Origin of the sequence: Amycolatopsis pretoriensis (assembly GCF_900107925.1) — a bacterium.
GTDB lineage: Bacteria > Actinomycetota > Actinomycetes > Mycobacteriales > Pseudonocardiaceae > Amycolatopsis > Amycolatopsis pretoriensis.
The window spans coordinates 459,644-478,474 of sequence record NZ_FNUJ01000003.1 but is presented as its reverse complement, the minus strand read 5'-3'; the positions used below and the strand labels follow the sequence as shown (position 1 = coordinate 478,474).

The 18,831-nt window shown below is 69.8% G+C and carries 10 protein-coding genes; 7 read left to right on the top strand and 3 right to left on the bottom strand.

Translation table 11 applies throughout. The features are described 5' to 3' along the window. Nucleotides 1–226 precede the first annotated feature (226 nt). From BLV96_RS14735 to fxsT, 3 genes are read left to right on the top strand one after another with little or no spacing between them, the layout of a single operon-like run. The gene (locus BLV96_RS14735) at nucleotides 227–1,663 is read left to right on the top strand and encodes a VMAP-C domain-containing protein (protein ID WP_244180227.1); all 1,437 of its coding nucleotides are present in this window, start codon (nucleotides 227–229) and stop codon (nucleotides 1,661–1,663) included. Beyond that, the gene (locus tag BLV96_RS14730; protein WP_086670525.1) at nucleotides 1,641–2,696 is read left to right on the top strand and encodes an AAA family ATPase; all 1,056 of its coding nucleotides are present in this window, start codon (nucleotides 1,641–1,643) and stop codon (nucleotides 2,694–2,696) included. The genes BLV96_RS14735 and BLV96_RS14730 overlap by 23 nt, the downstream gene beginning before the upstream one ends. A 1-nt stretch (nucleotide 2,697) precedes the next feature. Beyond that, on the top strand, nucleotides 2,698–6,957 hold the full coding sequence (fxsT, locus tag BLV96_RS14725; RefSeq protein WP_086670440.1) for an FxSxx-COOH system tetratricopeptide repeat protein: 4,260 nt from the start codon (nucleotides 2,698–2,700) through the stop codon (nucleotides 6,955–6,957). A 5-nt stretch (nucleotides 6,958–6,962) separates the two neighbouring features. Here fxsT and BLV96_RS14720 read toward each other — a convergent pair whose 3' ends face one another. Further along, entirely contained in the window at nucleotides 6,963–8,750 is a 1,788-nt protein-coding gene (locus BLV96_RS14720) for an HEXXH motif domain-containing protein (RefSeq protein ID WP_086670437.1), read from the bottom strand. A gap of 519 nt (nucleotides 8,751–9,269) precedes the next feature. Then, on the bottom strand, nucleotides 9,270–10,448 hold the full coding sequence (locus tag BLV96_RS14715) for a TetR/AcrR family transcriptional regulator (RefSeq protein ID WP_086670435.1): 1,179 nt from the start codon (nucleotides 10,446–10,448) through the stop codon (nucleotides 9,270–9,272). Nucleotides 10,449–10,595: 147 nt separating this feature from the next. Between BLV96_RS14715 and BLV96_RS14710 the strand changes: the two genes are divergently transcribed. Then, complete coding sequence (locus tag BLV96_RS14710) at nucleotides 10,596–11,807, top strand: acetyl-CoA C-acetyltransferase (RefSeq protein ID WP_086670433.1); 1,212 nt, start codon at nucleotides 10,596–10,598, stop codon at nucleotides 11,805–11,807. A gap of 8 nt (nucleotides 11,808–11,815) precedes the next feature. Beyond that, nucleotides 11,816–13,987 (top strand): 3-hydroxyacyl-CoA dehydrogenase NAD-binding domain-containing protein, encoded by a 2,172-nt coding sequence (locus BLV96_RS14705; protein WP_086670431.1) that lies wholly within the window; start codon nucleotides 11,816–11,818, stop codon nucleotides 13,985–13,987. Between the two features lie 162 nt (nucleotides 13,988–14,149). Here BLV96_RS14705 and BLV96_RS14700 read toward each other — a convergent pair whose 3' ends face one another. Next, on the bottom strand, nucleotides 14,150–14,776 hold the full coding sequence (locus BLV96_RS14700) for a flavin reductase family protein (RefSeq protein ID WP_086670429.1): 627 nt from the start codon (nucleotides 14,774–14,776) through the stop codon (nucleotides 14,150–14,152). Between the two features lie 105 nt (nucleotides 14,777–14,881). On the opposite strand from BLV96_RS14700, the gene BLV96_RS14695 reads away from it, so the two are divergent. Continuing rightward, nucleotides 14,882–17,221, top strand: coding sequence for a GH92 family glycosyl hydrolase (locus BLV96_RS14695; protein ID WP_086670427.1), 2,340 nt, complete (start codon nucleotides 14,882–14,884; stop codon nucleotides 17,219–17,221). A gap of 49 nt (nucleotides 17,222–17,270) precedes the next feature. Continuing rightward, on the top strand, nucleotides 17,271–18,827 hold the full coding sequence (locus BLV96_RS14690) for a nucleotidyl cyclase domain-containing protein (protein WP_143050965.1): 1,557 nt from the start codon (nucleotides 17,271–17,273) through the stop codon (nucleotides 18,825–18,827). Nucleotides 18,828–18,831 lie beyond the last annotated feature (4 nt).

Genomic DNA, 18,831 nt, shown 5'->3' with positions numbered 1-18,831 from the left:
CCGATTCGCCGGTGTTGACAACTAGCACGCCGCAGACTGTCCGCCATTCTCTGCGTTGTGTCCACCTTTTGCCCACTACGACACCGGGGTTGGGGTGGGTAGAATCGTGCTCCCGGGCGGGGAGGTGGTTCGTCACGTGTCGGCCGGAGAACGAACCCATGGACCGGGACGGGAACTGCACTTCCCGTCGGCGGTCCGGGTGGCGGTCCGGGAGGCGATCGTCAACGTGCTCGCCGGCGCGGGTCTGGCCACCGACCGGTCGAGCCGGTCGCTGCTGGTGGACCTGATCCACGACAACCTCGGCTTCCTCCTGACGCTTTCCGACCAGGTGACCGGGCGAGACCATCTGATCGAGGTCGTCAACGCCTGTGCCAAGGCGGACGGCGGGATGCACGCGCTCGACCACGCCGTCCGCATGCTGCGCCCCGGTTCTCCGGAGTCCGCGCTTCTGCATCGGCTCGTGCACGAACCCCGCATGCACGATCTGCTCCCGGAGTCCGAACTGCTTTGGCTGCGGGCCACGCTGACCGGGTTCACCCCGCCGGGACTGAAGGCACTCGTCCGGAGAGCGGCGAGCCCGGCGTGTCCGGTGGACGACCCGGGCGATGCGTGGGATGCGTTTCGCTTGCTGACCGACTTCAACACACCCGCGCACGGACTGCCGCCCGCGCTCGCCTTCATCGAGCTGGTCGCCGCCCGGTGTGCCCGGCCGCTCGGCGACGAACTGCGGGAGTGGAACACCTGGCAGGCCCGCCGGGTGCAGGGGGAAACCCGGCTGCGGGCGCTGCGCGCCGAACAGGAACCCGCCGGTGCCACCGGTTTGCGTCTCCACCTGGTGATCATGGTGGAGGTCGACGGTATCGATCCCGACCGGCACGTGGTCTCTCACTGGCGTCAGGAAGATCCGCGGGAGTGGCCACCGGCCTGCGGTGGGATGGCGACCATCCGCGGCGCGGAGCTCGAACACCACGTCGATCGGTTGATCGTCGATGCCGAACGCGCCTGGTCGGAACACCCGCAGGAGGTGGCGCTCGAGTTCGTCCTACCCCGGGCGCTAGTCAACCTCCCGGTCCACCGGTGGTGCAAGGAACACGAGACCGGCGATCCACGGCCGTTGTTCCTGGACTACCCGATCGTCATCCGTTCACTGGAAAGGATGTTCTCCCCGCAGTGGCACCGCGCGTGGCGGATCCGGTGGGAAGCGATGCTCGGCAGTCCCTCGGCGGAACGGGTGTATTACTGCCGTCCACAAGACATGGACGAGCGCCACCGGCTCGACGCCGTCCTCAGCGACGGGCGGTGGCTCGTGATGGTGCTCGCCGCGCCGCCGACGGCGCGACCGCGACCGGGCGGGGACGAGCTGGCGACGGGACTGCGGACCGGGATCCCGGTCCTGCTCTGGCATCCCGACGCTTCAGCCGACGTCCTGCGCGAAATCGTCGCGTGGCTTGTCGACGGTGGCAGGCTCGGCGAGCTTCCCCTGCGAACCCAGGATTTCCGGCTGGCCGCTTCTCGCGAGCTGACCGATCCCGTCGACTTCCGGGTGGCCCGGGACCTGGTGATCCTGTGGGACGACCCGAGCAGATTGATCTTTCTCGACGATGGCCCCTACCTGTCGGACATGACGCGGGAGAGTGCTGATGAACGGGGAAAAGCGTCCTGAACGGCCGGACTGGTGGATCTACCGGGGTACCGGCCGCCCACTCGACGGCGCCACGCTGGCCGACTTGCTCCCGCCCGCGCCGCCGTGGCGCGCGTTCGAGGGCGGGCCGCTGCCGGACCAAGACGTCGTACCCCCGGACGAAAGCGAGGCGGACCGGCGGTTGGGCTCGGAGCACCGGCTCGTCACGAGACATGTGGACCCGCACGAGATCGACATGGTCAATGCGGCGCTGTACCTGCGGCGCCCGCTGCTGGTGACCGGACGGCCGGGCAGTGGCAAGTCGAGCCTCGCCTACCGCGTGGCCCGCGAGCTCGGGCTGGGCCGGGTGCTCCGGTGGCCGATCACCTCGCACACCACACTGAAAGCCGGGCTCTACACCTACGACGCGATCGGCCGCGCGCAGGCGGCCGGTACCCGATCGGCCGCGCGGGACAGCGATCCGGAGCCACCGATCGGCGAATACCTCCAGCTCGGCGAACTGGGCACCGTCTTCCTGCCCCGCCGGCTGCCTCGCGTGCTGCTCATCGACGAGCTCGACAAGAGCGAGGCCGACCTGCCCAACGACCTGCTCAGCTTGTTCGAGGACGGTGAATTCGCGATCCCCGAACTGATGCGGATGCGCAGCCGGACGCCCGAGGTCGAGGTCTTCACCGCCGATCCCGGCTCGACGGCCACGGTCGTGGACGGCCGGGTCCGATGTGTCGCCTTCCCCTTCGTGGTGATCACCAGCAACGGTGACCGCGACTTCCCGCCCGCGTTCCTGCGCCGGTGCCTCCGGCTGGAGATCCAGGACCCGGACATCGAGCAGCTGGCGGCCATGGTGGCCGCGCATGCGCTGGACCCGGGGGACGCCCACCGGTCCCGCATCATCGAGGAGTTCGTCAGCCGCAGCGAAGCCTACGGAGGACTGCCGGTCGACAAGCTGCTCGAAGCCGTCTACCTGGCGACTTCGGGGGCTTACCACGAGGAGGGCGACTCGTGGCCGCGGCTGGTGGACGCTCTCTGGCGGCAGCTGAACTCCGTGGTGCCCTGAGATGAGCCGGGAGCCGCAGGACATTCCGAGCGGGCAGCTGTCGTGGAGCGAAGTCGCCGACGCGATGTGGCTCGCGGCGGTGCTGGGACCACGGGCGCCGAGGCCGGAGGAGGAACCGGAACCGAGTCCCCGGCCGCGGACACCGGAATCCCCGCCTGAGCCACCACGTCCCGTCCGCGATCCGGAACCGCGAGCGGACCCGCCGTCCGCCGCGGAGGCGGGGCCGGCCGCTGGACCGCGCCCGCGTTCCCTCGCGCGCGAGCCGGGCCGGGAGATCGGCGGGGGCGGCAGCCTGCCGGGGACGCTGTGGAACGCCCTGGCCCGAAAGCCGTCGACGATGCCCGGCGGCCCAGACATCCTGCGGGCGCTTCGGCCGCTGAAGCAGCTACGCCCCTCTTCGCGAGAAGACGATCTCGAGCTGGACGAGGACCTGACCGCCGAGCAAGCGGTCCAGGACGGTCTTTGGTTGCCCGTGCTGAAGCCCGCCCCGACGACCCGGGTCCTCGATCTGACGGTCATCGTCGACGCGGGTACGTCGATGGCGCTTTGGGAGCCGGAAGTGACGGCGTTTCTGAAGCTAGTACAGCAGCTGGGAGCGTTCCGTACGGTCCGGATCCGTTATCTCGAAACGGAAGCCCGAGCGACGGACGGCTCGCTCGCACCGGTGCTGCGCGGCGGGACCCCGGACGCTCCGCAGCACAGCGTGGCCGAGCTTCTCGACTGGTACGGCGACCGGTTGATGTTCGTCCTGACCGACGGCGCCGGCGAAGCGTGGCGGCGCGACCTCGTTTCGCCGCTGCTCGCACAGTGGAGCCGAGCGATGCCCGTGGCGCTGGTGCACCTCCTGCCGCAGCACCTGTGGAAGAAGACGGGCCTTCCCTTGCACCGGGCGATGCTGACCACCCCGGGCCCGTTCCGGCCGAACGGCCGGTACGGGTTCGAGCTGCCGGACGCCTGGATGACCATGGCGGACCCGGAGAAGGCGGTCGCCGGTGCGGTGCCCGTTCCGGTGCTCGAACTCGACGGCCGGTGGTTCGGCTGGTGGGTGCGGTTGGTCTCGCGCTCGGTCGGCGAGCCGGTGCCGGGAACGGTTTTGCTCGCCCGCGACCAGCCACTGGTCGAAACATCGGACGACGAGCCCGCGGCGCCGCGCTCGGCCGAGGAACGAGTCCGGCGCTTCCTCGGTGTGGCGACGCCGTCGGCGTTCCGCCTCGCGACCCTGTTGGCCGCGGTTCCGGTCAGCCTGCCGATCGCGCGGTACGTCCGCGAGGAACTGGTACCCGAGGCCGGCACTTCACACCTCGCCGAGGTTTTCACGAGCGGACTCCTCGGACCGCCGTCGGCGGGCGGCGGCACCGGGAACGAAGCGGTCTTCGAAGTCCCGGTCGCGATTCGCGAAGCTCTGCTCGCGGCCGGGCGGCGCGCGGACACCGTGCGCGTCGTCGCCGTGACCGGAGAGCGGTTCGGCGAGCGCCACCCCGTGCTGTTGCGGATCGCCGATGCCCTCGCCGATCCCGACCGCGCGGCTTTGCCCGGCGAGACGGGGGAGGTCTCGCTCGAGAGAGTCGTCATGCGCGCGCTCTCCGGCCCCTATGCGCGTCGAGCCGAACGGCTGCGGGAGCGGGAGCAGGAGCTCGTCGCGGCGCAAGGTGAGCGGGAAGCCGCGAAGGACGAAAACGGAAGCGCCCCAGCGCTGGTCGACAAAGGTGTTCCGGACGAGCGGCTCGTCGCGGACGTCCGGGAGGAGGCGGCCACCTCACTGCGCCGGATCCGCCGGATCACCACGGACGCCCCGGTGGTCTGGGGTGCGGTCCCCGCGCGGAACGCGGAGTTCGCCGGCCGCCGCGAACTGCTCGACCGGCTCGGGGCGAGCCTGCGGTCGACGCGTTGCGCGGTCCTGCACGGCCCGGGCGGCCTCGGCAAGACTCAGATCGCCGTCGAATACATCTACCGGCAGTTGCGCGATCACGATCTCGTGTGGTGGGTGAGCGCGCCCGAGGAAACCCAGATCCGGGCGTCCTTGACCGTGCTGGCCCGGCACCTGCGGTTGCCGGGCGCGGAGGAGACCCTCACCGCGGTGCCCGCCGTCCTGGCGGCGCTCCGCGCGGGCCGGCCCTATCGGCGCTGGCTGCTGGTCTTCGACGCCGCCGACCAGGCCGAACTCGTCCGCCCCTTCATCCCCGCCGGAGGACCGGGGCGAACCATTGTCACCGCACGTGACACTCCTCGCGACTTCCCGGCGGACTCGATCTCCGTGGGCCGGTTCGCTCGTGCGGAAAGCATCGAACTCCTGCGGCGCCGGGATCCCGCGGTCTCGGACGCGGACGCCGATGCACTGGCACGGAGGCTGGGCGACCTGCCGATCGCGCTCGCGCAGGCAGCGGCGTGGCGCGCCGAAACCGGAATCCCGGTCGGCGAGTACACCCGGCTGCTCGAGGAAAAGGTGACCGAGATCCTCGATACCCTGCCCAGGCCGTCGGACGACGAGATCTCCGTGGCGGCTGCCTGGAACGTCTCGTTCGACGGCCTCGCGGCCCGTAGCCCGGCCGCACACCAGTTGCTCCAGGTCTGCGCTTTCTTCGCCGCCGAACCGATTTCCCGGAGCCTGTTCGCCGGCGTGCGGGGTGTCTCGATCGCCCCGGAATTGGACACCACCATGGAGGACCCCGTTCTGCTGGACCGGGCGCTCAGGGATATCAACCGGTGCCGGCTGGCGAAGCTCGATCACCGCAGCGGCACCCTGCTCCTGCACCGGCTCGCGCAGCTGGCGTTGCGGGCCCGGATGTCCGACGAAACCCGTGCCAGGATGCGCCACGGCGCCGCTCTCCTGCTCGCCAACCTCGACCCGAACGACCCCGAGACCGCGCCGTTGTGGCCGCGCTACCAGATGGTGCTGCCGCACCTGCGGCACGCCGGCCTGATCGACTGCGACGATCCGTGGGTCCGGCGGCTGCTGCTCAACCTGATGAAGTTCCTGTATTTCTCCGGTGACCACGCCGGGTCGCTGGCCCTGGCCGAAGAAGCCGTGGCTGCTTGGAGCGACCGATACGGGGCTGAAGATCCTCAGACCCTGGCCGCGTCGGAACACCTCGGGTTCGTGCTGTGGGTGCTCGGCCGGTACGAGGCGTCGTCCGAGGTCAGCAGAAGAACGCTGCGGTTGTACCGGCGGACTGTCGGCCCGGACTCGGAGCAGGCCATGCGGGCCGAGATCACGGTGGCAGTCGGGTTGAAGGCCGGCGGGAGCTTCTTCGCGGCTCGTGACCTCAACCGGCAGACCTACGAGAAGGTCCGCTCGCTCGTCGGAGACGACGATCCGATCGCCCTGCGGGCGGCGCACGACCTGGTCGTGTCCCTCCTGCTGGCCGGGGACTACGAACAGGCTCGCTGGCTCAGCGAGGACACCTACGAGCGTCGCTCGGAGCTTCTCGGTTACGACAATTGGGAGACCATCAGCAGCCTGAACATCATGATCATCTGCCGCCGGGAGCTCGGTGACTACTCGTGGGCGCGCATCGAGCAGGAAAAGGTCGTGGAACGGGTGCGCGGCCTGTTCGACTCGGAGACCGACGGCGTCATCCGTCGCGACTACCACCTCGCGGTGGCCCAGCGCAAAGACGGCTATCACGAAGCTTCGCTCAACCTGTCGGGCAGCGCGCTCGAGCGGTTCCGCCTCAAGTACGGCTCGAACCACCCCAACGCGATGGCCTGCGCATTGGCCCACGCGATGGACCTGCGCAACGCCGGCGATTTCCGGGAGTCCCTTGCGTTGGGTGAGCAGGCCTTGGCGCTTTATCGCGGCAGCCTTGGTGACCGGCACCCGCACACGCTGGCCGCCGAAGTCGACATCGGGGTGACGTTGCGGCTGTCGGGTGAACCGGCGAATGCGCTGGCCCGGGACGAGCGGGCGCTGAACGGCCTACGTGACCGGCTCGGTCCCGCTCACCCGCACGTCCTGGCCTGCCTGATCAACACAGCGAACGACTGGAGCGCGCTCGGCGACGTGCCCCGCTCACTGCGGATGAACACCGAAACGCTGGCGCGGTTGCGCAGGGCGCTGCCTGATAACCACCCCACCGCGCTCGCGGCCCGGCTCAACCGGGCCTTGGACCTAGAACGGCTCGGCCGCATCCGCGAGGCGGTCAGCCAGCACCAGGAGGTGCTCGGCGCGATCGGCCGGGTGCTCCGGCGCGGACACCCTGCGATCGCCGCCGCGGAAGAGGCGGAGCGCGCGGAGTGCGACATCGACCCGATGCCGTTGTAGCGGCGTCAGTGCAGCCCTTCCCCCGCCCATGCGGCGAGCTGTTCGACCGCGGGCGCGCCGCCGGCGTCGCGCAGCTTCCGGTGCACCGCGCGGATCAGCTCCGGCGCGTCGAGCAAGGCTCGTGCAGCCGGGCCGACCGGGAGTGACAAGCCGAGCCCGATCAAGGCCGAGGCGTGGTCCGGATCTTCGGTGAGTTTCGCGGCGTACGTGGCCCTGGCTTCCCCGACCCGGCCGGCGATCAGCCAGTGGTCGGCTTCGAGTACGTCCGGGACGTGCGACCATAGCTGCGACAGTCGGGTTTCGCCGTCTTCGCCGAGCCTGATCCGGATCAGGTCGGCGCGGGCGTTCGACCACTCGCCATCCGAGACCGTGTCGAGGCGGCCTGCCGGCTCGACACGGGGGCAGGCGAGTCCGTGCTGCCAGGCCCGTGCGAGTTCGTCCACTGCTCCGGGCTCGGGGCGGATGTGACGCAGCCGCCATCCCGCGCGGTGATCCGCGGCCAAGGCCGCTGTCCAACGCAGCGCTTCCGGTGTGGCCGGCTCGGCCTGCCACGGCCCGAACCTGGCTGCGAGTTCGGCCAGGAACCGCCGCCCCGCCTCGGTCAGCGTGACGTCGTCGCGGATCACTTCGAGGGTTTGCCAGGTCTGAGCGCGCCAGTGGGCGAACTCGAACGCGGCGAGCCGGTCGTCGGGGCGTGCCCGCGACAGCGCTCGCCAGAACGCCGATACCCCGAAGAAGGCGTAGACGCCGTGCACCAAGCCGCCCAACGGCCGGGGGTCCTCCCGCCACGGTGCGTAGAGCCGTTCGGTGCGGTCGTCGTCGTGCAGCCGGGCCAGCTGCAACAGCCCGCCCAGGCGGATGTGCTGGAACTCGTGCACCAGTGCCGCGGCGAGCGTGGCGGGTTCGTCGGGTGCCGCGATCGCCGCGCTTCCGAAGGCCTCGCCCGTCGACGCGCTGGGGAGCCGGAAGGGGACAGCCGGTTCAGGCACGATCGACGTCAGGCCGATCGGCAGGACTTCCGCGTATTCCGGCAGATGCTCGGCGATCAGCCGCCAAGCCTCGCCGAGCAGGTCCTGCCAGACTTTGACGTCGGCTTCCGCGAGCCGGTCGGGTGGGATCGGGTGGTAGAGCCCTCGATGCGGATCCAGATCGTCGAGCCCCAGCTCCAGGAGCCGTTCGCCGGTCGTGAACCGGAAGATCCGCAGCGGGCTCCACCCGGCCGCGCCGGAGGTGACCTGCGAGCGGTCACCGCTGATCGTGAAGCCGCCGGCTGCCGCGCTGACCACGGCGGTTGTGAAGCCGCCGCGTTCGTCCAGTTGCGCCGCCCCCAGCGTCGGGAGCACGACGGTGTCGTTCCAGACCGGTACCCGGATGGCGAAGTTCAGCTTCGCGTGGATGGCGGCCGCGGCGGCGAGCGTGTGGAGGTAGCCGAAGTGAACCCAGAGCGGGCACTCTCCGGTCAGCTTCTGCTCGATCAGTCGGGTGGTGTACCCCGCCCAGCTCCCGGTGTAGGGGTGGGCGAGCACTCGTTCGAGCGCTTCAGGGTCGGCTTGCTCTGCTCGTTCGAGCAGGTCCAAGGCTTCTCGCGCCTGGGGCAGCGGACCGGTCAAGCCGCTGTCCGGGGTCGCCTGATCGACCAGCCCACGCAGCAAGAGCAGCCGGCGACTGCGGTCGGCGCTGCGCAGCAGGCGGATGGCGTCGACTCCGCCACCACCGGAAGCCAGCTGGTCGAGGGTGTCCCACGGGACCTCGTGGAGGCCCGGAGCGGACGTCGCATGGTCCTGCGTGTGCACGGTGAACCTTCCGGAGCGGCTTCAGTCGACGCGTTTGGCGCCGCCGCCACTGCCGCTCGCGGTCACTGGGATGTGTGCGGTCCGATCGGCGGCATGACGAATCGAACGGCGCACTGCGGCGGAGTCCAGTTTCCGCAGTTCGGACAGCGACACGGCACTCAGGTCGAGGAGTTCGGATTTGATGCCCCGCCCGCACCCCCCAGGCGACTCCATGCCGATTTTCTCCTCGTCGGGAAGTGTCTTTAAGGGCGGTAAGTTAAACATGGTGTCGGCTGCTCGATCGTGGCGGCCCTGCCTAGCAACTTCCCCAGCTCAAGGCAGGTTTGACAGATGACTGGCATCGTACGCCCGTTCGAACGCCGGGAGACGGTTGTGTCGACATGTGGCACGCCTGTACGTAGGGTGACAACGGCCTTGCGCTTTGGAATCGACTGGTGGGCATCTATCCGCTGTTGAGCGCATTCCGTTTGCCCTTGTTCGGGAGATATTGGAATTGCAAATAGGATCTTTCGGTTCCGATTAGCCGATTCCGAGAACCGTGTGCAGCAGCGTTGTGAGTTCCGCTTCGAAGTGTCGCCGCGTCGCCAAGCGGCGAGTGCGGGCCAGGTCGTTCGCGATGGTCAGCGCCGCGTGGACCGTGATCTTCGCTTCCCGTACCGGCAACTCCGGACGCACCGCCGAAAGCAGCGTCACCCACTGGGCCACGTAATCCCGCTGCACCCGCAGCAGGTCCGCCTTGTCGCGGTCCGGCATCGTCACCCGGTCCGCCGAGAACGACACCAGCAATTCCGGCGTGTGCAGAATCGTGTGCACGTACGACGCCGCCAGCCGGCGCAAGGCGGAGAGCTCGTCCGACGTCTGCATGGCCCGCTCGGCCGCCAGTGCCAGCCTGTCCGCCGCGCGGTGGCCGATGGCCACCATCAGCGCCGCCTTGCTCGGGAAGTGGCGGTACACGCTCGGGCCCGCTATGCCCGCCGCCGCTCCGATGTCCTCCATGCTCACGTCGTGGAAGCCTCGCTGGGCGAACAGCGCCGTCGCCTCCGCCAGGACCTGCTCGCGACGGGACGGCGTGCCGAGACCCGCGATCGGCGACGAAGGCGGTGACGACGGCGCCGGCAGTGTGGCGTTGAGCACATCGAGCGCCAGTTCGACCAGTAGCGCGGCGAACCGGCGGCGCGCCACTGACGTGTGGTGGACCGACACGCTCCCGAACACTGATAGAGCCGCCCAGCAGAGCAGCTCCGCGTCCTCGGCCGGCAAGTCCGGGCGCTGGACCAGCAGTGCCTTCGACCACGTCGTCAGCGCCAGCGTCGAGCGGCGGGCGATCTCGCGCTGGTCCTCCTTGGGGAGGTGTCGGCCCTCCCAACGCCACAGCGCCGCGATCTCGCGTCGCTCGACCGCCTGGGTCGCCAGCCGGCCCAGCAAGCCTTCGAGCTGGTCAGACGCGGGAACGGAGTCCGACAGCGCCTCCGCCGTCGCCTCCTCCAGGTCCTCGAAGCCGTTTAGTACAACGTAAGAAAGGATCGCCTGCTTGTCCGCGAAGTGCCGGTACAGCGCCGGCCCCGTGACGCCCGCCGCGTCCGCGATGTCCTTGATGCCGACCCCGGGGAAGCCGCGGGCGCGGAACAGCTCCGCCGCCACCGCGGCCAGCTGGGCCTTGCGGTCGCGGGGTCGCGTGCTGCGCTCGACGTCGGTCATGGTGAGTGAACGATAGCGGCTCACGGCACACCCGCAACCCATTGACACCTTAGGGTTACCCGGCGATATGTTAATGGCCATTAGCACTACCGGTCGGTATCATCGGCCACGGAACGACGACGTCCACCGCTCGCGAGGAGAGGTTCTGTGAGTAGCGAGGCCTACATCTACGAGGCGATCCGCACGCCTCGCGGCAAGAACAAGGGCGGTGCCCTGCACGGCACCAAGCCGGTCGACCTGGTGGTCGGCCTGATCGAAGAGCTCAAGGTCCGCCACCCGAACCTCGACCCGAAGGCGATCGACGACATCGTCCTGGGCGTCGTCTCGCCGGTCGGCGAGCAGGGCGCCGTCATCGCGCGCACCGCCGCGCTGAACGCCGGCCTGCCCGAGACCGTCGCCGGCGTGCAGCTCAACCGCTTCTGCGCCTCCGGCCTGGAAGCCACCAACACCGCCGCGCAGAAGATCCGTTCCGGCTGGGACAACCTGATCATCGCCGGCGGCGTCGAGTCGATGTCGCGCGTACCGATGGGCTCCGACGGCGGCGCGCTGTTCATGGACCCGGCCACCGCGTACGACAACTACATCGTCCCGCAGGGCACCGGCGCCGACCTGATCGCGACCATCGAGGGCTTCTCCCGCGAGGACGTCGACCGCTGGGCCGTCCGCTCGCAGGACCGCGCCGAGGCGGCCTGGTCCGGCGGCTACTTCGCCAAGTCCGTCGTCCCGGTCAAGGACATCAACGGCGTCACGGTCCTCGACCACGACGAGCACCGCCGTCCCGGCTCCACCGTCGAGGGCCTCGGCAAGCTCAAGCCGGCCTTCGCGATGATCGGTGAGATGGGCGGCTTCGACGCCGTCGCGCTGCAGAAGTACCACTCGGTCGAACGCATCAACCACGTCCACACCGGCGGCAACTCCTCCGGCATCGTCGACGGCGCCGCGCTGGTCCTCGTCGGCTCCGAGCAGGTCGGCAAGACCTTCGGGCTGACCCCGCGCGCCCGGATCGTGGCGACCGCGTCGATCGGCTCCGAGCCGACGATCATGCTCACCGGCCCCACCCCGGCCACCGAGAAGGTCCTCAAGGCCGCGGGCCTCAAGCCCGAGGACATCGACCTGTGGGAGCTCAACGAGGCGTTCGCGTCCGTCGTGCTCAAGTGGATCAAGGACCTGCACCTCGACGAGGACAAGGTCAACGTCAACGGCGGCGCGATCGCCATGGGCCACCCGCTCGGCGCCACCGGCGCGATGCTGGTCGGCACCGTGGTCGACGAGCTGGAACGCCGCCAGGCGCGCCGCGCCCTGGTGACCCTGTGCATCGGCGGCGGCATGGGCGTCGCGACCATCATCGAGCGGGTGTGAGGACCACAATGGCCGAGAGCAAGACCATCCGCTGGGAGCAGGACTCCGACGGCATCGTCACCCTGACCCTGGACGACCCGAACCAGTCGGCGAACACCATGAACGCCGACTTCCGCGAGTCGCTCGGCGTCACGGTCGACCGCCTGGAGGCCGAGAAGGACTCCATCACCGGCGTCGTCATCACGTCCGCCAAGAAGACGTTCTTCGCCGGCGGCGACCTGAACGACCTCATCCAGGCCAAGCCCGAGAACGCGGTCGAGCTGACCGAGGGCAGCGGCGCGATGAAGGGCCAGATGCGCCGCATCGAGCAGCTCGGCAAGCCGGTCGTCGCGGCGATCAACGGCGCCGCGCTCGGCGGTGGCCTGGAGATCGCGCTGGCGACGCACCACCGCATCGCCGCCGACGTCAAGGGCAGCCAGATCGGCCTGCCCGAGGTGACGCTGGGCCTGCTGCCCGGCGGCGGCGGTGTTGTCCGCACTGTCCGATTGCTGGGCATCCAGAGCGCGCTGCTGAACGTCCTGCTGCAGGGCCAGCGCCACCGCCCGGCCAAGGCGCTCGAGCTCGGCCTGGTGCACGAGCTCGTCGGCACGGTCGAGGAACTCGTCCCCGCCGCGAAGGCGTGGATCAAGGCGAACCCCGAGGGCGGCGTCCAGCCGTGGGACGTCAAGGGCTACAAGATCCCGGGCGGTACGCCGTCCAACCCGAGCTTCGCGGCGAACCTCCCGGCGTTCCCGGCGAACCTGCGCAAGCAGATCAAGGGCGCGAACATGCCGGCGCCGCGGGCGATCCTGGCCGCCGCGATCGAGGGCGCGCAGGTCGACTTCGACACCGCGATCACGATCGAGACGCGCTACTTCATCCACCTCGCCACCGGCCAGGTCTCGAAGAACATGACGAAGGCGTTCTTCTTCGACCTGCAGACCATCAACTCGGGCGGCTCCCGGCCGGACGGCTTCGAGAAGTACACGGCCAAGAAGGTCGGCGTGCTCGGCGCGGGCATGATGGGCGCCGCGATCGCGTACGTGTCGGCGAAGGCCGGCATCGACGTCGTCCTCAAGGACGTCTCGCTCGAGGCGGCCGAGAAGGGCAAGGGCTACGCGGAGAAGCTCGAGCAGAAGGCCCTTTCGCGCGGCAAGACCACGCAGGAGAAGTCGGACGCGCTGCTGGCGAAGATCAAGCCGACCGGTGACCCGGCCGACTTCGCGGGCGTCGACTTCGTCATCGAGGCCGTCTTCGAGAGCGTCGAGCTGAAGCACAAGGTGTTCGGCGAGATCGAGAGCGTCGTCAACGCCGACGCGGTGCTGGGCTCCAACACCTCGACGCTGCCGATCACCACCCTCGCCGAGGGCGTGCAGCGGACCGAGGACTTCATCGGGATCCACTTCTTCTCGCCGGTGGACAAGATGCCGCTGGTCGAGATCATCTGCGGCGAGAAGACGTCGCCGGCGACGCTGGCGAAGGTCTTCGACTACACGCTGCAGATCAAGAAGACCCCGATCGTCGTCAACGACAGCCGCGGCTTCTTCACCTCGCGCGTCATCGGCACGTTCATCAACGAGGCCGTCGCCGCGCTGGGCGAGGGCGTCGAGCCGGCGTCGATCGAGCAGGCGGGTTCGCAGGCCGGCTACCCGGCGCCGCCGCTGCAGCTGATGGACGAGCTGACGCTGACCCTGCCGCGCAAGATCCGCAAGGAGACCCGCGAGGCGATCGAGGCCGCGGGCGGCACGTGGAAGGCGCACGCGTCGGAAGGCGTCATCGACCGGATGGTCGACGAGTTCGACCGCAAGGGCCGCTCGACCGGCGCGGGCTTCTACTCCTATGGAGAAGACGGCAAGCGAACCGGCTTGTGGCCGGGCCTGCGCGACGCGTTCAAGTCCGGCTCGGTCGAGGTGCCGTTCGAGGACCTCAAGGAGCGGATGCTGTTCGCCGAGGCGCTCGAGACGGTGAAGTGCTTCGACGAAGGCGTGCTGACGTCGGTCGCGGACGCGAACATCGGCTCGATCTTCGGCATCGGCTTCCCGGCGTGGACCGGTGGTGTCATCCAGTACATCAACCAGTACGAGGGTGGCCTGCAGGGCTTCGTCGACCGGTCCCGTGAGCTGGCAGCCCGGTACGGCGACCACTTCGAGCCGCCGGCTTCGCTGGTGGAGAAGGCCGCCAAGGGCGAGATCTACGAATAAGCAGTGACTGTGTGAAGGCCACCCCGCGTTCGCCGGGGTGGCCTTCACGGTTTTCAGAGCGCGACCGCCACCTCGGCGTGGCCGACCTCGTCGCGGACCGGGCGACGCAGTAATCGGCGCCCTGGAACCTGGCAGGCGCCCAGCCCCGCCAGGTGCGTGCGATCACCTTCGGTTCCCCGATCCGTCGAGGGCCTCGACGGTACCCGCGGTCTCCGAACGGAAGCTGTGCCCGAGTTCCGGGCCGAGGCCGAAGTAGTGCCGGAAGTTGTAGACCAACGGGCTCCACGCCGCGGGGTCGACGTGCTCGGTGTCGGGAACCACCACGCGCGGGTCCGCGTGCACCGCGAGCACCGCGGCCTCGACGATCAGGAACTGTCCCGCGGTGTCCGATTGCTCTATCAGTGATCGAGCCTCCAGTTGCAGCGGACACTCCGCGACGCGCGGTGGACGCACGAGCCGCGACGGTTCCGGCGTCAGACCCGCGGCTTCGAACTTGGCGCGCTCGTGGCGGAACCTCGGCTTGGTCGCCGGGACCGGGAACCGGCCGGTCAGCGGCGCCAGGCGCTCCACCGCCTCCCACTGGTCCGGGCCGGGCAAGTTGATCACGAGGTCCGGGCGGGCGCGGAGGTTGTGCGCGGTCTGGCCGTCGGCGGCGATGCCGAGCACGACCGTCCACCCGAGTGCCCACGCCGACGACATCGGGGCCAGGTTCGGGCTGCCGTCGTCGTTCTCGGTGCTCAGCAGCACCACCGGGGTGCCGAAGTACAGGATCCGGGGCTTGATCTCCATGACCGCGAACGTAGGCAGCGGAGCGTTCGCCGCGAGCCGAAGTGTCCGGCAGTTTGTCCGTTCGCGTTCGCCCGGAAGCCACTGAACGCGGGTTAACCTCCGCCCATGCGCCGTCCTGTCACGGTGGCGATTGCCGCCACCCTGCTCGCCTCGACGTTGACAACGATGTCGGCAGCCGCCGACCTGAGTTCCGCCGACTTCGTCGATCCGCTCATCGGCTCGGCCGGGGACGGCAACACCTACCCCGGCGCGACCGCGCCTTTCGGGATGCTCGCCTGGAGCCCGACCAGCACCCGCGACGACCAGACGTCGACCGGCGCCGCCAACGGCTACCAGTACGACACCACGCGCCTGCGCGGCTTCAGCCTCACCCACGTCAACGGCGCCGGCTGCAACCCCGGCGCTGCCGGCGACGTGCCGATCCTGCCCTTCGCCGGCGACGTCACCTCGTCGCCGACCGCCGACACCACCGACGCCGTCTACGCGAGCAACTTCAGCCACGCCGACGAAGCCGCGACGCCCGGCCGCTACCGCCTCGGTCTGCAGAACGGCGTCACGACCGACGTCGCCGCCACCGAACGGACCGCGATCGGCACGCTGGCGTACCCGCAGGGCAAACCGGCCAGCCTGCTCTTCCGGACGTCGAACTCCCTCAACGGCAGCGAAGACGCCGAGACCCACATCGACGCGGCGAACCGGCGTGTGACCGGGTCCGTGCTCACCGGCGCCTTCTGCGGCCGCCGCGCGAACGGCGGCGTCAACAACCGCAAGTCGTACTACCGCCTGTACTTCACCGCGCAGTTCGACCAGGCCGTCACCGGCACCGGGACGTGGAAGGACGCGACGCTCCAGCCCGGCGGCACCGACCAGACCGGCGGCGAGGGCTACGCGACCGGCAAGGACCGCGCCGGACGCGGTTCCGGCGGCTACGTCACCTTCGCGCCCGGCAGCAAGGTCACCATGCGGATCGCGATCTCCTACGTCTCCCTCGAAGGCGCGGAACGCAACCTCCGAGCCGAGCAGCCGAAGAAGTCCACAGTGGACAGCGTGGCCGGCGGGACGAAGAAGGCCTGGAACGCTGAACTCGACCGGGTGAACGTCGCCGGTGGCTCCGCGAACCAGCGGATCACCTTCACCACGGCGCTCTACCACGGACTGCAGCAGCCCAACCTGGTCAGCGACGTCGACGGCCAGTACCTCGGCATGGACGGCAAGCCGCACCGCGTCGAACGCGGCCAGGACGCGCAGTACTCCAACTTCTCCGGCTGGGACCGGTACCGCGCGCAGGTGCAGTTCCTGGCGCTGGTGGAGCCGCGCGTCGCGGGGAATTTCGCGCAATCGCTGTACAACTACGCGAAGCAGAACGACGGCGTCTGGGACCGCTGGGTGCACGTCAACGGCGCGACGCACGTGATGACCGGCGACCCGTCCGCGGCGACGATCGCGACGTTCTACGCGATGGGCGTGCGCAACTTCGACTACCGCGGCGCGTTCGATACGCTGTATCGGCAGGCTACGGTGTCTCGGCCCGAAGGCCTGCAGGACGCCGGCTGTCCCGGGCAGTGCGTCAGCCAGCGGCCCAACCTTACGCAGTACGTCACGTCGCACTACGCGCCGAACGACGTCTGCCACTGCTGGGGCGGCGCCGCGGAAACGCTGGAAGACGCCGTAGCGGACTCCGCAATCGGACATTTCGCGGAGCTGCTGGGCCGCACGCGCGAAGCCGCGGAGATGCGTGCGCGCGGTGCGTACTGGCGCAATGTCTTCAACCCGGACACCGGCTACGCGCAAGCCCGCAACGTCGACGGCAGCTGGGTGACGCCGTTCGACCCGGCGAGCGACCGCGGCTTCGCGCAGGGCAGCGCGGCGGCCTACACCTGGATGGTCCCGCAGGACGTCTCCGGTCTCGCCGACGCGATGGGCGGCAAGCCCGCCGCGGCGACCCGGCTCGACGGCTTCTTCCACGACGCGAGCGGCAACTGGCAGCTCAAGGGCGGCGGCCCGCTCAAGTACGACCCGACCAACGAGCCCGACATCCACGCGCCGTGGCTGTACAACGAGCTCGGGCAGCCGTGGAAGACCCAGGAGACCGTCCGGCAGCTGGTGTCGTCCGTGTACGGCACCGGACCGTCCGGCCTGCCCGGCAACGACGACCTCGGCACGATGTCCGCCTGGTACGTCTTCGCCGCGCTCGGCATCTACCCGCGCACGCCGGGGACGGGCGAGCTGCTGCTGTCGAGCCCGCTGTTCCCGAGCGCCGTGATCCGGCCGGCGGGCGGTGCGCCGATCCGGATCACGACGTCGGGCAGCGGGAAGTACATTCAGGACGTCCGTCGGGACGGCCGGCCGCAGCGCGACTGGAAGGTCGACGCGTCCTTCCTGCGCGGCGGGATCCTGGCCTTCCGCCTGTCCGAGACGCCGACGGCCTGGGGGAGCGTCACCTGATCGGGCTGGATCCAATCAGCCCGAGCGGTCCGGCGAGTACGGTCGGCGGATGCTTCCGGCCATGCACCACGCGATCTTCGCGGTCGACATGGAGAAATACGGCGCCGCAAAGCGGACGACGCATGACCGTGCCGCGCTGCGAGAAGGACTCCACGACGCGCTGAAGACCGCCTTCGCCGCGGCCGGTTTCCCGTGGCACGCCCTGCGGTGCGACGACAACGGCGACGGCTTCTGCGTGTTCGTTCCGGCCGAGTTCCCCAAGGCACTCTTGGTCGAACGCGTTCCGTTCGCCCTCGTCGAGGCAATCCGCGCGTACAACGTGAGGCACCGCAGGCAGGCACGCCTGAGGGTGCGTGTCGCGTTGCACGCGGGCGAAATCAGCGACGACGCGCACGGACCACAGGGGCCATCGATCATCACGGCTTCCCGCCTGCTCGAAGTGCAGCAACTCAGGGACGCGCTGACGGAGTCCCGGGGCGTGCTCGTCGCGATCACCTCAGCCTGGTTCTACCGCGAAGTCGTGTGGCACAGCACAATCGTGGACCCGGCGACCTTCCGGCGGATCCGGGTCAAGGTCAAGGAAACCGAGGAAGACGCGTGGATCGCGCGGCCGGACGACCCGTACCCGCCGGCGGCCCCGGCCGGTGCCGCAAGACGGTCGTGGCGGCTGCGCACCACCGCCGCGGTCGTCGCGGTCGCCGTCGTCGGCTACGTCGCGGGCATCGCCGGCGGCGACGGTTTGACCTCGCAGACGGCGTCCGTGGTGGCGGCGCACCCCGAACTCGTCATGGGAGACCCTCGGACGGTGCGGCCCTGCGGGCTGACGGACGCGAACGCCCTCAGCCGCTTCGGCGAGGTGGAGATCTCCGACGACTACGGCAACTTCGGCCGCTGCGACCTCTTGGTGCACGGGCCCACGGCCGATCCGGACCCGGTCGACGTGAAGATCGAGTTCGCCACGGGAGCCGCCGACCTCGCCACGGCGGTCGAGCCGGTCGGCGCGGTCGGCGTCCAGCGCCCGCCCGCCGATCCGGACGGCTGCACGCGAATCCTCCTGCTTCCGGACGACGACCAGGTGATCGTCGACGCCGGCGCGAGCGCCGATCCCTGCGGCATGGCCGACGCGGCCGCCGGCAAGGCCTTGGCGGTGTTGGGCACGGGCCGTCTCCCGCGCCGCGACCTGCCCGCCACGTCGCTGGTGAACGAGGACGCCTGCGCGCTGCTGGACACGGCTTCGGTGACGGCGGCGCTCGGTGGCGGTCCGGTGAAGCAGGTCGCGGCGTTCGGAAGCTGGGCGTGCGACTGGAGCTATGTCGGCTCCCGGCGGCTCGTGAAGGTCATCTTCGACCGCACCGCCGACGGCAGCGGCCAGAGCGAGGAGGTCCCGGCGCAGCTCGAGGGGTTCACGTCGTGGACACAACCTCGCGGGCGCGGCGACGATGATTGTCTCGTTTCCATCGTCTACCGGGCGTACGTCGACTCCAAGCAAGAACGGACGAACGAGCTGGTGCTCGTCGACGTCGAGAACGCCGACGAGCCGCCCGCACGCCTGTGCGCCCCCGCCCGCCGATTGGCGGCGACGGTGGCGCACCGGCTGGCGGGCTGAAGCG

Bases quoted from the DNA above. Each gene is read 5' to 3' on its own strand.
- BLV96_RS14730 (WP_086670525.1), top strand. From the start codon at position 1,641: ATGAACGGGGAAAAGCGTCCTGAACGGCCGGACTGGTGGATCTACCGG.
- fxsT (WP_086670440.1), top strand. From the start codon at position 2,698: ATGAGCCGGGAGCCGCAGGACATTCCGAGCGGGCAGCTGTCGTGGAGC.
- BLV96_RS14715 (WP_086670435.1), bottom strand. From the start codon at position 10,448: ATGACCGACGTCGAGCGCAGCACGCGACCCCGCGACCGCAAGGCCCAG.
- BLV96_RS14705 (WP_086670431.1), top strand. From the start codon at position 11,816: ATGGCCGAGAGCAAGACCATCCGCTGGGAGCAGGACTCCGACGGCATC.
- BLV96_RS14700 (WP_086670429.1), bottom strand. From the start codon at position 14,776: ATGGAGATCAAGCCCCGGATCCTGTACTTCGGCACCCCGGTGGTGCTG.
- BLV96_RS14695 (WP_086670427.1), top strand. From the start codon at position 14,882: ATGCGCCGTCCTGTCACGGTGGCGATTGCCGCCACCCTGCTCGCCTCG.
- BLV96_RS14690 (WP_143050965.1), top strand. From the start codon at position 17,271: ATGCTTCCGGCCATGCACCACGCGATCTTCGCGGTCGACATGGAGAAA.